The organism is Niastella yeongjuensis, from assembly GCF_900110245.1.
GTDB classification, from domain to species: domain Bacteria; phylum Bacteroidota; class Bacteroidia; order Chitinophagales; family Chitinophagaceae; genus Niastella; species Niastella yeongjuensis.
Genome location: NZ_FOCZ01000013.1, coordinates 107942 through 121724 on the forward strand (window position 1 = coordinate 107942; position 13783 = coordinate 121724).

At 45.0% G+C, this 13783-nt stretch carries 10 protein-coding genes; 5 read left to right on the forward strand and 5 right to left on the reverse strand.

Annotation, left to right across the window (positions count from 1 at the left end; genetic code table 11):
• Positions 1-22: 22 nt before the first annotated feature.
• Positions 23-1225 (reverse strand): bifunctional 3,4-dihydroxy-2-butanone-4-phosphate synthase/GTP cyclohydrolase II, encoded by a 1203-nt coding sequence (locus BMX95_RS27260; RefSeq protein WP_081198230.1) that lies wholly within the window; start codon positions 1223-1225, stop codon positions 23-25.
• 786 nt (positions 1226-2011) lie between these two features.
• Here BMX95_RS27260 and BMX95_RS27265 point away from each other — a divergent pair.
• The gene (locus tag BMX95_RS27265; protein ID WP_081198231.1) at positions 2012-5317 is read left to right on the forward strand and encodes a TonB-dependent receptor; all 3306 of its coding nucleotides are present in this window, start codon (positions 2012-2014) and stop codon (positions 5315-5317) included.
• A 98-nt stretch (positions 5318-5415) separates the two neighbouring features.
• On the opposite strand, the gene BMX95_RS27270 is transcribed toward BMX95_RS27265, so the two are convergent.
• Complete coding sequence (locus tag BMX95_RS27270; RefSeq protein WP_081198232.1) at positions 5416-6237, reverse strand: alpha/beta hydrolase; 822 nt, start codon at positions 6235-6237, stop codon at positions 5416-5418.
• A gap of 114 nt (positions 6238-6351) precedes the next feature.
• Here BMX95_RS27270 and BMX95_RS27275 point away from each other — a divergent pair, with 114 nt between their 5' ends.
• The 3 genes from BMX95_RS27275 to BMX95_RS27285 all read left to right on the forward strand — a co-directional run bounded on the left by BMX95_RS27275 (position 6352) and on the right by BMX95_RS27285 (position 9249).
• The gene (locus BMX95_RS27275) at positions 6352-7338 is read left to right on the forward strand and encodes an ATP-grasp domain-containing protein (protein WP_081198233.1); all 987 of its coding nucleotides are present in this window, start codon (positions 6352-6354) and stop codon (positions 7336-7338) included.
• Positions 7339-7452: 114 nt separating this feature from the next.
• Positions 7453-8565, forward strand: coding sequence for a carboxylate-amine ligase (locus tag BMX95_RS27280; RefSeq protein WP_081198234.1), 1113 nt, complete (start codon positions 7453-7455; stop codon positions 8563-8565).
• 147 nt (positions 8566-8712) lie between these two features.
• On the forward strand, positions 8713-9249 hold the full coding sequence (locus BMX95_RS27285; RefSeq protein WP_081198235.1) for a hypothetical protein: 537 nt from the start codon (positions 8713-8715) through the stop codon (positions 9247-9249).
• Between the two features lie 91 nt (positions 9250-9340).
• Here BMX95_RS27285 and eutC read toward each other — a convergent pair whose 3' ends face one another.
• The 3 genes from eutC to eat form a co-directional block, all read right to left on the reverse strand.
• Positions 9341-10105: an ethanolamine ammonia-lyase subunit EutC gene (gene eutC / locus BMX95_RS27290; RefSeq protein WP_081198236.1), complete on the reverse strand. Its 765-nt coding sequence runs from the start codon at positions 10103-10105 to the stop codon at positions 9341-9343.
• A gap of 180 nt (positions 10106-10285) precedes the next feature.
• Positions 10286-11668, reverse strand: a complete 1383-nt coding sequence (locus BMX95_RS27295; RefSeq protein WP_081198237.1) for an ethanolamine ammonia-lyase subunit EutB — start codon at positions 11666-11668, stop codon at positions 10286-10288.
• Between the two features lie 17 nt (positions 11669-11685).
• Positions 11686-12969 (reverse strand): ethanolamine permease, encoded by a 1284-nt coding sequence (gene eat, locus BMX95_RS27300; protein ID WP_081198238.1) that lies wholly within the window; start codon positions 12967-12969, stop codon positions 11686-11688.
• A gap of 144 nt (positions 12970-13113) precedes the next feature.
• On the opposite strand from eat, the gene BMX95_RS27305 reads away from it, so the two are divergent.
• Positions 13114-13782 (forward strand): SGNH/GDSL hydrolase family protein, encoded by a 669-nt coding sequence (locus BMX95_RS27305; protein WP_081198239.1) that lies wholly within the window; start codon positions 13114-13116, stop codon positions 13780-13782.
• Position 13783 lies beyond the last annotated feature (1 nt).

Consider the following 13783-nt stretch of genomic DNA (forward strand, 5'->3'; position numbering starts at 1 on the left):
GTCAACTTATTAACCCTATCAACTATTTTTTCAGAATCTCGTGACCGAGTTTATCTCTTTTGGTAGTAAGGTATTTCTCATTATGCGGATTGGGCACCACCTCAATAGGAACAGCTTCTACAATTTCCAATCCATAGCCCAACAATCCGGCACGTTTTCTTGGATTGTTGCTCAGCAAACGCAACTTGGAGATCCCCAGGTAACGTAAGATCTGGGCGCCAATACCATAATCGCGTTTATCCATCGGAAAGCCCAGGTGCAGGTTGGCTTCAACGGTATCGAAACCGCTTTCCTGCAATTTGTATGCTTTCAGTTTATTCACCAGACCAATACCCCTGCCCTCCTGGTTCATGTATAAGATCACGCCCTTGCCTTCCTTTTCAACCTGTTCCATAGCAGCGTGCAGTTGTTCACCGCAATCGCAACGCATGGAACCCAGAATATCTCCGGTAAAGCAGGATGAGTGAACCCGAACCAACACAGGTTCGTCTTTTTGCCATTCCCCTTTTATCAAGGCCAGGTGTTCATTGGAAGTGCCTTTTTCGTTAAAGGCAATCAGTTTAAAATTGCCCCATTTGGTGGGCATATCAACCCGTACAATTTCTTCTATCAGCGAATCCGTTTTCAACCGGTATTCGATCAGGTCTTTTATGGAGATCAGTTTCAGGTCAAATTTTTTGGCAATTTCCTCCAGTTCAGGTAAGCGGGCCATAGAACCATCATCGTTCATGATCTCTACCAGCACACTCGCAGGCCTGAAACCAGCCAATCGGGCCAGGTCGTTACCAGCTTCGGTATGGCCGGCACGGCGTAAAACCCCACCTCTTTTAGCCCGCAGGGGGAATATATGTCCCGGACGGCCCAGGTCTTCGGGTTTGGTATTGGGGTCAATCAATGCCTGGATGGTTTTTGACCGGTCGTGAGCCGAAATACCGGATGTACAGCCATGTCCCAGCAGGTCTACCGATACGGTAAAAGCAGTTTCGTGCAGGGCCGTATTATTATTAACCATCAGGTCGAGTTGTAATTCCGCGCAGCGGTCCTCCTCCAACGGGGCACAAATAAGGCCCCGCCCGTATTTACTCATAAAATTCACTACCTCAGGGGTTACATTTTCTGCAGCGGTCAAAAAATCACCCTCATTTTCACGGTCTTCGTCATCCACTACAATTACCAGTTTACCATTTTTTATATCCTCTATGGCACTTTCTATGGAATCGAGCATGTTATCAAAATTTCGGCAAAGTTAAACAAAACAGGGAAGCAAACAGCCCGGCCAAATGAGCGGGAAAAAGCCGCCGGAAAACCAGCCTAACCTTTACCAATGCTTATAATCACCTGATTATTTGCTCTCTAGGACAGATATACAACGCGCCAGTGAACGAATTGTTCACTCAATTGGCTTTCATCTTCTTTACGGCTCCCTTCCTTTTGGGGTTGCCTCACCAACAACTGGCAAATAATATTTATTTGACGTTTAGCCTTCATGCAGCCTTTTAAGAATTTGGATTGCCTGTATGTCTTACGGATAAATTTGGGTTACACCATCAAACAGACCGAGCAATCATGGCAACATAGTTATCCGGGTGATGTTCAGTGTAGGTGTTAGCGTTAATGATCTGTCAACTAATGATTCACTTTGCCAATAACGATACTGTTACTTTCGAAGCCATTCATACGAAGCAGCAAAGCGGTGCATTTTTCAGGTTTATCAATTAATAAAAGTTACTACAACAATTATAAAAGGCCATCCAGATGAATCAGGCGGGCCTTTTTATGCGTACATTGTATTACCTAACCAACTGCTAAATGTCAGAATCTAACAATTGTAAGATTCTAACATTTGTAAGATTCTAACTGCTAAAAAGTAATTGAATAACTTCCGGTTAACAAGATCTCTAAAAATGTATATCAAATAGGGAGATTTAATTATTTGGTAATAAGCAGTAATGGATTAACGTAATAGCAGCCATGTTATTTTGCATCTGAATTAAAACCAAACAAGTTCAAAATGAGAAATTCCAAGGTTTTTCTATTAACCCTGCTACTGCTTTGTGCCAGCATGGCCATCAGTTATGCTCAGGTAACAACCAGTAACATGACGGGGCTTATTAAAACTTCAAAAGGCGAGGCACTTTCAGGAGCATCCGTTGTTGCCGTTCACAACCCCACCGGCACCAAGTATACAACATTAACCTCTAAAAACGGACGATTCAATTTAAGTAACATACAACCAGGTGGACCTTACACTATTGATATCAGTTATGTAGGATATTCCACTGAAAAGAGAGAGAATGTATACCTGAGTTTGGGTGAAACAGGTATCATAAATATTGAAATGGGCGAAACCACCAAGGAATTATCTACTGTAACCGTATCAGGTGCGCGGAGAATGCAGCCTGTTGCGAAAGGTGGAGTAGAGTCTGTTATTGGAAGAGATAAAATGCAAAACGCGCCTTCTGTAGGCCGTAACCTTGCAGATTATTTCCGACTGGTTCCACAGGCTAAAACAACCTTTGGCGGTGGTATTTCAATTGCCGGACAAAACAATCGTTACAACCAGTTAATGATCGATGGTGCAACCAACAACGACAACTTCGGTTTAAGTGACCAGGGTACTAACGGTGGTCAAACAGGTGCACCTCCCATTAGTATCGATGCCATTGAAGCCATTCAGGTAGGTATTTCTCCTTACGACGTTTCACTGGGTAACTTTACCGGCGGTACTATCAATGCTATCACTAAAAGCGGTACCAATCGCTTTACCGGTTCAGCATACTATGTTAACCGCAATGAAGGCATAGCCGGAAAGACGCCAACCGGTGATAAAGACAATGCAAAGAAACTGGCTGACTTCAAAAGCAATACTGTTGGTTTTACAGCAGGCGGGCCAATTATCAAGAACAAATTGTTCTTCTTCGTGAGTGGCGAAATACAACAAAATACCACTCCACAACCTTTCGACCCCGGTACGTTTGCTAATAAAAACTTCCAGGATTCTGTTGCACAGATCGTTGCAAAGCTGAAAAATGACTACAAGTACGATCCAGGTGAGTACCTGAACATTCCGGATAAATTAAAAAGTAATAAAATTGCAGGTAAATTAACCTGGAATATCAATAGCAAAAACCGCCTGAACGTTTCTTACCGGTACACTAAATCAACCAGGTATTTAACAAGCGCTACCACAAGTACTAAAGTAAACTTTTATAACGGCGGATATTTGTTCCCCAGTACCACCAATTCAGTATCTGCAGAGTTGAACTCAAACATTACTAATAACATTTCGAACAAGTTACTGGTTACTTATACAAAAGTATTCGATGATAGGGATCCGCTGGGTATGGAACTTCCCCGTGTTACCTTAAACTCAGCCAATGCTACAAGCTATGTGTTTGGAACCGAAAACTTTTCAACTGCCAACCAGTTAAAGCAGAACAACTTCAATGTATATGACGAATTCAAATATACAATGGGAACGCACCAATTAAAGGCTGGTATTGATGTTGAAGCAAGCAAATCTTACAACCTTTTCATCGGTAACTCCTTCGGATCATACACCTATGCCAGCGTGTTGGATTTCCTGACTGATAAGACACCTTCTGGTTACAGTCGTTCTTTTTCATTGTTGGATAACATTAACGGTGATGGTAGTGCAGCAGCGCCAACCTTCAAAACATTGCGTTTAGGTTTCTTTTTGGGTGATGACTGGAACGTAAGCAATAACTTAAAACTGAACTATGGCGTACGATTCGACAATTTCACCTATCTGGATAAACCCAATACCGATACCTTCTTCAACAACATGGCCGTCCCTGCCATTTCGCAATACTACGATATGCAAGGCGCCCGGTCAGGCCAAAAACCAAATTCGGTACTTAGCGTGTCACCACGTATCGGATTTACTTACTCGCTGCCTGCACAAAATATGCGGATAAGAGGTGGTGTTGGTTTGTTTACAGGCCGTGTACCATTGGTATGGCCTGGTGGCATGTATAACAACTCAGGTGTAACTGTAGGTGGTATCTCATTCAGCGCCAGCGCAACCAATCCTATGCCTGCCAAAATCAAATTCCAACCGGACGTAAACAGTCAATATACCCCACTAGATTTTGGGCAAACAGTTAAAGTACCATCAGGAGAAATAGATCTGATTGCCAAAAATCTCAAATTGCCGAAAGTATTGAAGACTTCAATCGGAGTGGATAAAACATTCGGTGATGGTTTTAATCTGTCTGCTGACCTGTTATTCCAGAAAAATATCAACGAGATTATTTACATCAATGCATTGGCTGCACCCGGCGGAAAGAATTCATTTGGCCAGGATGTTTATCTTACCAGTGCGCTTAAATATAATACCATTGATATGGACCCGAACACCGCAGGTGTTCAAAACCCATACAGCACTGGTATCTTTATCATCGAGAATGCCAAGAAGAACAAAGGGTATGCATACAATGCATCAGCAGTACTTGATAAAACTTTTGCCGGTGGCTGGAATGCCAATGTGAGTTATTCATATGGAGATTCTTATGCTCTTTTTGATGGTACCAGTTCACAAAACAGTTCGCAATGGCGCTATATGGAAACATCTACAGGCAGAAATGCCCTGACCAGAAGCCGTTCTGATTTTGCCCAGAAACACCGCATCAACGCATACGTTTCTAAAAAATTCGAGTATGCAGGAAACCTGGCAACAACTGTTACCCTGTTTTACAATGGTCAGTCAGGAACTCCTTTCTCATATGTTTACTCAAGGAGCATGCTATATGATTATGGAGGTATGAATGCCGAAACCAACGATCTGATCTACATCCCTAAAGATGAAGCTGACTGGGACAAATATGCCAAGGATTGGTCAGAGTCTAACGGAACTGTCCATACCGTACAGGAGCAATGGGAAGCGCTGAATTCCTTTATTGACAAGGACAAATATTTAAGCAAACACCGCGGAGAATTTGCAAAACGCAATGGTGGCAACCTGCCTTTCAGCCATCAGTTAGATCTTACTATCCGCCAGGACTTCATATTGAAAACCAAAGAGAGCAAAAACACGCTGTCAGTTCAATTTGACATGTTCAACTTCAGTAACTTCCTGAACAGAAACTGGGGCCGGATCTATGCTACACCTGGTGTAGACCAATACAGCTTGATAAGCATGGATGGATACACGCTTGTTAATGGCGTTTATCAACCTTCACTTTCTTACCGGAACCTTAGTAACAGAGCTCCCTATGATGTGTTGGATGTAAGAAGCAATGCTTACAATGCTTCACGCTGGAGAGGTCAGTTGACCGTTCGTTATACTTTTAACTAATAAGACTAGTTATAAATAAAAAGGGGCCCCGATTAAATCGGGGCCCCTTTTTATTTATAGAGAAAACAATTTCCTGTCTTTGACCTACAAACTATAAACTAAGCACTTTTTCTCCGCCAGCCCCATTTCAAAAATACGGGCAGCGCTTTCGCCCAGGAGCGGATATCGTGTTTGCCATCGGGCAATTGCAGGTAACGCATGTTTCTTCCTTCAAGCCAGCCCTTGGCCATCAGTTCGCGCATTACATCGATGGTATCGTCTATGGAGTCGATCACGTGATTACCATTGCGGTCTTCAGTTTCATCCAGTTCCCCACATTGAAAAAAGAATTTCAGGTTCGGCTGGTATTTTCCCTGCCTGATCTGGCGGTGCATCAACCGGTCGTTCGCTTCGCTAAAATCCTTGTCCTTTCTGTCTTTCGACCGCCACCACAAGGAACCGGAAAAAACGCCCACCCGGGAGAATATGTCGGAATGGTTCCAAACAAGGTCCAGCGCACTTAACCCACCCAATGAGAAACCTGCAAAAGCGGTTTCGCCAAAAACCAGGTGGGCATAACGCGCATGAATATAGGGCAATAATTCTTCTGTTATAAATTGGCGGTATAATCCGGCTTTTGCGCCGCGGCCTTTAAAATCGGGGCTGCTGATCATGCCATATTCCAGCATTCTTTCTTCACCGGCATGAATACCAACACACAACATTGGTGTAATGGCTTCTGTTTGAAGCAGGTAAGCAATCATTTTATCAAAACCCATGGCTTCAATATCCTGACCGTCATTTAACAGTAATAAACCTATCGGCTGATTTCCGGTATGGTTGGTGGGACCATAAAAATTGATCGTGATGGTACGTTGGAGCGCTTCAGATGGCAATTCAATCGTTTCTACCATTATACCCGTACTTACTTCTGTTTGCATAGCGCGGCAAAATTAGGTAAATATGTTTGAGGTGGAACGTTAAATGTAAAGGAATTGTAAATTTGGAAGCAAGGATGAGTGCAACAGCATCTGTATCACCCAAATGTGCTTGATATGAAAAAGATTGGAATTCTATTTGGCCAGGAAAGGACCTTCCCACTGGCATTTATTGAAAGCGTCAACAGCCGGAACACGCCCGATATTATTGCGGAACCTGTTCAAATAGATAAAGTAATACAAGGCGCTGCCGTTGAATATGATGTGATCGTTGATCGCATTTCACACGACGTTCCTTTTTATCGGTCCTATCTTAAAAACGCCGCCATTTGCGGCACCGCCGTCATCAATAATCCTTTCTGGGGAAGCGCTGATGAGAAATTCTTCAATAACTGCCTGGCTACCAGGATCGGTGTTCCTGTACCCAAGACAGTTATTCTGCCCTCATTTGAATTGCCCCCTGATACCAGTCCCGAGTCGTTTGCCAACCTCGTTTATCCATTGAACTGGGAACAGATCTTTGAATACGTTGGCTTTCCGGCTTATATGAAACCTTTTTCCGGCGGCGGCTGGAAGCATGTATACAAACTGCATAACAGGGAAGAGTTTTTTCACAATCACCGCGAAACAGGGCAACTGGTAATGCTGTTGCAGGAAGAAATTGTGTTTGAAGAATACTACCGCTGTTATTGCATAGGGGGTAAGTATGTGCACATAATGCCTTACGAACCGCGAAACCCGCATCACCTTCGATACAATTGTAATTTCAAACCATCACCCGACCGCCTCCACCAGATGTCAGCACTGGTACAACGCATCAACCTATACCTGGGTTACGATTTCAATACGGTTGAACTGGCCATTCGGGACGGCGTTCCCTATGCCATCGACTTTTGCAACCCGGTTCCCGACGCCGACCGGCCAAGCGTAGGCAATGATAATTTTGAATGGGTAGTTGAAACAGCGGCTACCTATGCCATTGAAAGAGCGCTCAGCCATGAACCCGGCAAAGACAACCTTACCTGGGGCGAATATACCCGGCGAAGCATACAACGGGAACTTATTGGGGAAATTTTAGAGGAAAAATTAGAAATAGAGGAATGAAGAAGAGTTAATAAGTTTGTGAGTTATTTAGTTCGTAGGTTATTAGGTTCATTAGCAATCGCGAGCTTAAAATAACTAAATAACTTAAAAACTAATGAACTAAAGAACTAAGAAATGGCAAATATCAACTTATCGCATTTTACGCTTGGCATTGAAGAAGAATATATGGTACTTGACCCGGTTAGCCGTGAGCTGAAAAGTCACCAGCAACGGATAGTTACCGAAGGACAGAAAGTGATCAGGGATAAAGTAAAAGCCGAAATGCACCAGGCTGTTGTGGAAGTAGGCACCGATGTTTGCCGCAATGTTGATGAAGCTTTTAAAGACGTGAGCAACCTGCGCCGCACCATTTCACATATTGCCGGCGACCTGGGTTTTTGGGTAGGCGCTTCAGGCACCCATCCATTCAGCCATTGGGAAAGCCAGTTGATCACCGATCATGCCCGGTATAAAGAAATACTGGATATTCTTCAGGATGCCGCCCGCAGCAATCTTATTTTCGGCTTACACGTACACGTAGGCATGGAAAGCCGGGAAATGGCCAATCATATTGCCAATTCAACCCGGTACTTTTTACCACATATATACGCACTCAGCACCAACTCTCCCTTTTGGGAAGGACGGAACACCGGCTATAAATCATACCGGACAAAAGTATTTGACAAATTCCCCCGCACCGGAATACCTGAAACCTTCGATACCATCGAAGACTATGACAATTTTATAAAGCTGCTGGTAAAAACCAACTGTATAGACAACGCTAAAAAAATATGGTGGGACCTTCGGGTACACCCCTTTTTCAATACCGTCGAATTCAGGATCTGTGATGTGCCATTAACGGTACAGGAAACAATAGCCATTGCCGCTTTATTTCAGGGAGTTTGTGCCAAAATATACAAACTGCGTTTACAAAACCTGAACTTCATTCAATACTCACGCGCCCTCATCAACGAAAACAAATGGCGCGCCAGCCGCTATGGCATCGACGGATTACTGATCGATTTTGGAAAAGAAGAAGAGATCAATACCCGGGTACTTATATATGAGTTACTCGATTTTGTTGATGACGTAGTAGATGAACTGGGCAGCCGGCATGCCATCAATTATATCACCAAGCTGATGGAAGAAGGCACTGGCGCCGACCGGCAGTTGAAGGTTTTTCAACAAACCAACAGCCTGGTGAATACGGTAGATTACATCCATAGCCAGTTTCTGGCAGGGATATAAACGCTGCCCAATTGCATTGTGATTTTATATAATAGGTAACTATACTACAATAATTATGCACAAACAGGCGTTAAAAGCGCCAATCCCGTCCCCAGACTCATAGGAAATTCCCGAAAAAAAATATCTTTGGTCAAAATCTGTTCCAGTATGAAAAGATTCCTGGTTAGCTGGCCTGTGCTGCTATTGGCAGTATTTGTAGTATCGTCGTGCGGTAAAGAAAAGAGTGTAGAAGAAGACGTATCGCAATACTATATCAAATGCAAAATAGGAAGTGTAGACAAGACATTTAAGTATGCCCTTACCGCTCAAAAGGTGGCCGTGAGTAGCACCGAAACAAATTATACCTTTTCCGGACAAGCGAATAAAGATCCCAACAACCTGGAAGGTGTGGGCTTTACCATTCGTTTCCAAATTCCGCCTGCAACGGGCACCACATACAAAGAAACCGATCCCACAAACGATTACTTACTGGCATGTATTTATAATCCTAATACGAATGACCAGAGTAAGATGTTTTCAAGTGATGGTGCTGAAGATAATCCTTTTCAGATCACCTTTACAGAGATCACTGCTACCAGCATAAGTGGTACTTTTTCGGGAAAGTTGTACCCCCTGACCAGCAGTGACCACACGGGCGATTCTGCCGTTCTTTCAAATGGTCAGTTTAAGCTGAAACTTCAATAGCAGAGAACAGCCTTAAGCCGTAAGCTATAAGTCGTTGCGGCAACGCCTACGTTATCAACCCTATCAACCTGCCGCTCCTTTTTTATCTACGCTAATATCCTATACTTAATCCTCCATTATCCTTTAATCCAACACCGGATAGCTGCAAGCGCAAGGATTCATTTATCAGAAAGAATATCTTTTCCGCAGCAGCCTGGTACTGTAATCCTTCCGGTCTGATGTTGGAAATACAGTTGCGTGACTCATCGGTTAGCCCCGGTGCAGGCCGGTAGGTAAGGTATGCCCCTAAACTATCGGGTGAACTCAAACCCGGCCGCTCCCCAATAAGCACCACAACCAGTTTTGCCTTTAACAGATGTCCGCATTCATCACCAATAGCCACACGCCCTTCCTGTACTATGCAAACAGGTGCTACCGATAACCGGGCGCTTTGGAAAAGCGGAAGTAATAATTTCAATACCGGCATGGCGTGTCTATTAATAGCAGTGGCAGATAAGCCATCGGCCAGCACCACACAAACATCATAACCGGTACTGTTGAATTCATGCAACTGCGTTATGGCAGTTGCATGCAGCCGCCGGCCCTTATCGGGGTATTGCAGGTATTCACTGCGGCTGGCAGCCTGGGTAGTGAAGGTAAATGCAGCCAGCTGCAACGATTGCAGCTCCTGCAACAAAACCGGTTGATCCAATACGGCGTATACAGCATCCCGTGCATTGGCATGCGCCAGCCTGAATGCCAACAGCGATTGCAATGGCTCTGCCGTTCCGGTTCTCCCCAAAGCAATACGAGCTGCTGTAAAAGTCTTCAATTCGCTCCAGGGATCAGATTGTACTATCGTTTTTTGAATGTCCATTCGGTCCAGTTCAAAGTTTAAAGTTTAAAGTCCAGAGTTCTTAGTTCTGGGTTCCTTGTTCTTTGTTTTCGGCTGGTCTCGTCCGCGAAATCCGCCTGCTGGCGGATTATGACTGTATTTCTTTCTGCTTCGCTCACCGAAGCTTTGGCGTAGGTGAGCCCTCTGCCTTTTTCCTACTGCCTACTGCCCTTCTAACAACTGCAACAATGCATGACGATCTCCCACCGAAATCAGAGCCCCTTCCTTATTCATAATACCTTGTGTCATCAACCACTGCTCAAACTCCGGTGCAGGCCGCAAGCCCAATGCTTTGCGTATATACAAAGCATCATGAAAAGAGGTGGACTGATAATTCAACATGATGTCGTCGGCGCCTGGAATACCCATTATATAATTACAACCCGCTACGCCCAATAAAGTAAGCAGGTTATCCATATCATCCTGGTCTGCTTCGGCATGATTGGTATAACAAACATCTACGCCCATGGGCAGTCCAAGCAACTTACCGCAAAAATGATCTTCAAGCGCCGCCCTGATGATCTGTTTGCCATCGAATAAATATTCAGGACCGATAAATCCAACTACGGTGTTAACCAACAAAGGCGAAAACTTTCTTGCTACTGCATAGGCCCTTGCCTCGCAGGTTTGCTGATCAACGCCACCATGCGCATTGGCAGATAAAGAACTCCCCTGCCCTGTTTCGAAATACATTACATTATTCCCCAGCGTGCCCCGCTGCAACGACAAAGCCGCTTCATGTGCCTCCTGCAATAAAGCCAGGTTCACGCCAAAACTTTTATTGGTCTTTTCTGTGCCGCCAACAGACTGAAATACCAGGTCGAGCGGCGCTTTTTGTTGCACCAGTTGTAAGGAAGTGGTAACATGACACAACACACAACTTTGTGTGGGAATAGTAAAACGTTGAATGATCGCATCCAGCATGTGCAACAGCGTTAGCACATGACCGGGTGAATCAGTAGCGGGGTTTATACCTATCACCGCATCCCCACTGCCATATAACAAACCATCCACTATACTGGCAGCAATACCTTTAGGATCATCTGTGGGGTGATTGGGTTGCAACCGCACCGACAAACGCCCTTTTAACCCCAGCGTATTGCGAAAGGCAGTAACCACTTCGCACTTACGGGCCACACTGATGAGGTCCTGGTTGCGCATTAGTTTTGAAACGGCCGCTGCCATTTCAGGGGTTAACCCCGGCGCCAGTTGTTGCAGGGTAACCGTATCAGCCGCATCGCTCAACAACCAGTCGCGAAACTGGCCCGTGGTAAAATGAGCGATGGGTGCAAAGGCAGCCGCATTATGCGAATCGATAATGAGCCGGGTAACCTCATCAGCTTCATAAGGAATAACAACCTCGTGTAGAAAGTTCTTCAACGGAACATCGGCCAGCGCCAGTTGGGCCGCCACCCGTTCCTTATAGTCTGCAGCAGCCAGTCCCGCCAATGCATCGCCCGATCTGAAAGGACTGGCTTTTGCCAGCAACGTGGTTAATGAATCGAATGTGTAAGTGTGGTGCTGTATGGTATAGCGGTAACTCATGTGTTAATTAGTTAAAGTCATTTCCTAAATACCACAAACAGGATCATTAATATGGCTAGTGCACCAAAGAAAATCAAAGACAACAACAGGTTGTACCAGACAATAGCTATCAAACAAACGAAGGCCAGTATCAAAGCAATCCAGGGAAACCAGGGATACAAAGGCACTTTGAAAGGCCGTTCCAGGGCCGGTTGTTTATGGCGCAATACAAATAAGCTGATCATACTGATGATGTACATGACCACGGCACCCAGGGCGCTTAATGTAATTACATCGCCGGTATTGAAAATACACAAAGCAATGATGCCAACAATACCGCCCACGATCATTGCCACATGCGGGGTTCTGTGCCGCGTGTTTACCCTTGCCAGCACCTTTGGCAAATACCCATCGCGGGCCACGGCATATAACTGGCGGGAGTAACTGATAATAACACCATGGAAGGATGACACCAGGCCAAACAAACCTATACCGGCAAATACTTTCGTCCAGCTGTTATGCTTTCCCAACACCGCGCTGATCGCTTCCGGCAACGGGTAATCAATGCGGGCCAGTTTATGCCAGTCGGTAACACCCCCGGTAAAGAACATGACCCCAAATGCCAGCAACACCAGGGTTACAATACCATAAATATAACCGCGGGGTATGGTACGCTGCGGGTCCTTCACTTCTTCGGCCACCATGGCTACCCCTTCAATGGCCAGGTAAAACCAGATGGCAAACGGCAATGCGGCAAAAACGCCGGCCCAGCCAAAAGGCATGGAATCGCGGTTAAAGTTCTCCCATTTAAAACCGGGCGCTACCACTCCCATAAACAACAGCAGTTCAGCCACCGCCAGGATGGTAACAATGAGTGAAAACACCACTGATTCCTTAATGCCCCAAAAGTTAATGATAGTAAACACAACATAACTGCCGATGGCTACTGCCAGTACCGGCAGGGCCGGTACCAGAAAATGCACATAGCTGCCAAGCGCAAAGGCAACTGCAGGCGGTGCCAGTAAAAATTCAACCAGCGTGGCATAAGCAGCGATCAGTCCGCCCATAGGGCCTAATGCCTTGTAGGCATAAGCAAAGGGTCCTCCCGCATGTGGGATGGCTGCGGTTAATTCTGTAAAGCTGAAAATAAAGGTTACGTAAAAAATGGTGACCAGTACGGTGGCAATCAAAAAGCCGCCGGTGCCGGCTACATCCCAGCCAAGGTTCCAGCCAAAATACTCACCGGATATCACCAAACCAACCGCCAGCGCCCACAGGTGCACTGGTCTCAATACTTTTTTTAATGATGGGTTGCCATGCATGCAATTAGTTTTAATTAGATAGCAGGAAACGTTTGAGGCAGCAACCGTAGATATTACTAAAAATACAAACTTTTGTGATTAGATTCGCTGCCTTAATAACGGACTGACGTTTGCATTCTTTTACTCCTTCAAAATATATTATCTATGAGATTGCTTCTGTACATTTCTTCATTCATCGCAATTACTTTAGTAAGTTTTACCAGTATGCAGCAGAAACAAAAGATCGTCTTTTTTGGCGACTCCATTACCCAGGCCGGGGTATCACCAACCGGTTATATAACAGTGCTGGGCAACCTGATCGCACAAAAAGGCCTGAAAGATCAATATGAATTAACAGGCGCCGGTATTGGCGGTAATAAAGTGTACGACCTTTATTTACGGATGGAAGACGATGTATTGGCGAAAAACCCCAACACAGTAGTGATTTGGGTAGGCGTTAATGACGTATGGCATAAGAAAGGCGGTACCGGTACCGATGCTCCCAAATTCGAACAGTTTTATAATGCCATCATTAAGAAATTACAGGCAAAAAATATAAAGGTGGTGCTGGTTACCCCCGCCACTATTGGTGAAAAAACCGATTTCTCCAACGAACAGGATGGCGACCTGAACAAATATGCCAACATCGTTCGCACCGTTGCAGCCAAAAACAACTGTCCCCTGGTTGACCTGCGGAAAACCTTCCTGGCCTATAACCTGGCCAACAATCCGGAGAATAAGGAAAAAGGCATCCTTACGGCTGATGGCGTTCACCTGAACGAAAAAGGCAATATGCTGGTGGCCGATGAAATGGCAAAAGTGCTGGTGAAATAAC

Excerpts from the sequence above, each read along its gene's own strand:
- eat (WP_081198238.1), bottom strand. The coding sequence starts at position 12,969 with ATGCATGGCAACCCATCATTAAAAAAAGTATTGAGACCAGTGCACCTG.
- BMX95_RS27260 (WP_081198230.1), bottom strand. The coding sequence starts at position 1,225 with ATGCTCGATTCCATAGAAAGTGCCATAGAGGATATAAAAAATGGTAAA.
- BMX95_RS27270 (WP_081198232.1), bottom strand. The coding sequence starts at position 6,237 with ATGCAAACAGAAGTAAGTACGGGTATAATGGTAGAAACGATTGAATTG.
- eutC (WP_081198236.1), bottom strand. The coding sequence starts at position 10,105 with ATGGACATTCAAAAAACGATAGTACAATCTGATCCCTGGAGCGAATTG.
- BMX95_RS27275 (WP_081198233.1), top strand. The coding sequence starts at position 6,352 with ATGAAAAAGATTGGAATTCTATTTGGCCAGGAAAGGACCTTCCCACTG.
- BMX95_RS27295 (WP_081198237.1), bottom strand. The coding sequence starts at position 11,668 with ATGAGTTACCGCTATACCATACAGCACCACACTTACACATTCGATTCA.
- BMX95_RS27285 (WP_081198235.1), top strand. The coding sequence starts at position 8,713 with ATGAAAAGATTCCTGGTTAGCTGGCCTGTGCTGCTATTGGCAGTATTT.
- BMX95_RS27305 (WP_081198239.1), top strand. The coding sequence starts at position 13,114 with ATGAGATTGCTTCTGTACATTTCTTCATTCATCGCAATTACTTTAGTA.
- BMX95_RS27280 (WP_081198234.1), top strand. The coding sequence starts at position 7,453 with ATGGCAAATATCAACTTATCGCATTTTACGCTTGGCATTGAAGAAGAA.
- BMX95_RS27265 (WP_081198231.1), top strand. The coding sequence starts at position 2,012 with ATGAGAAATTCCAAGGTTTTTCTATTAACCCTGCTACTGCTTTGTGCC.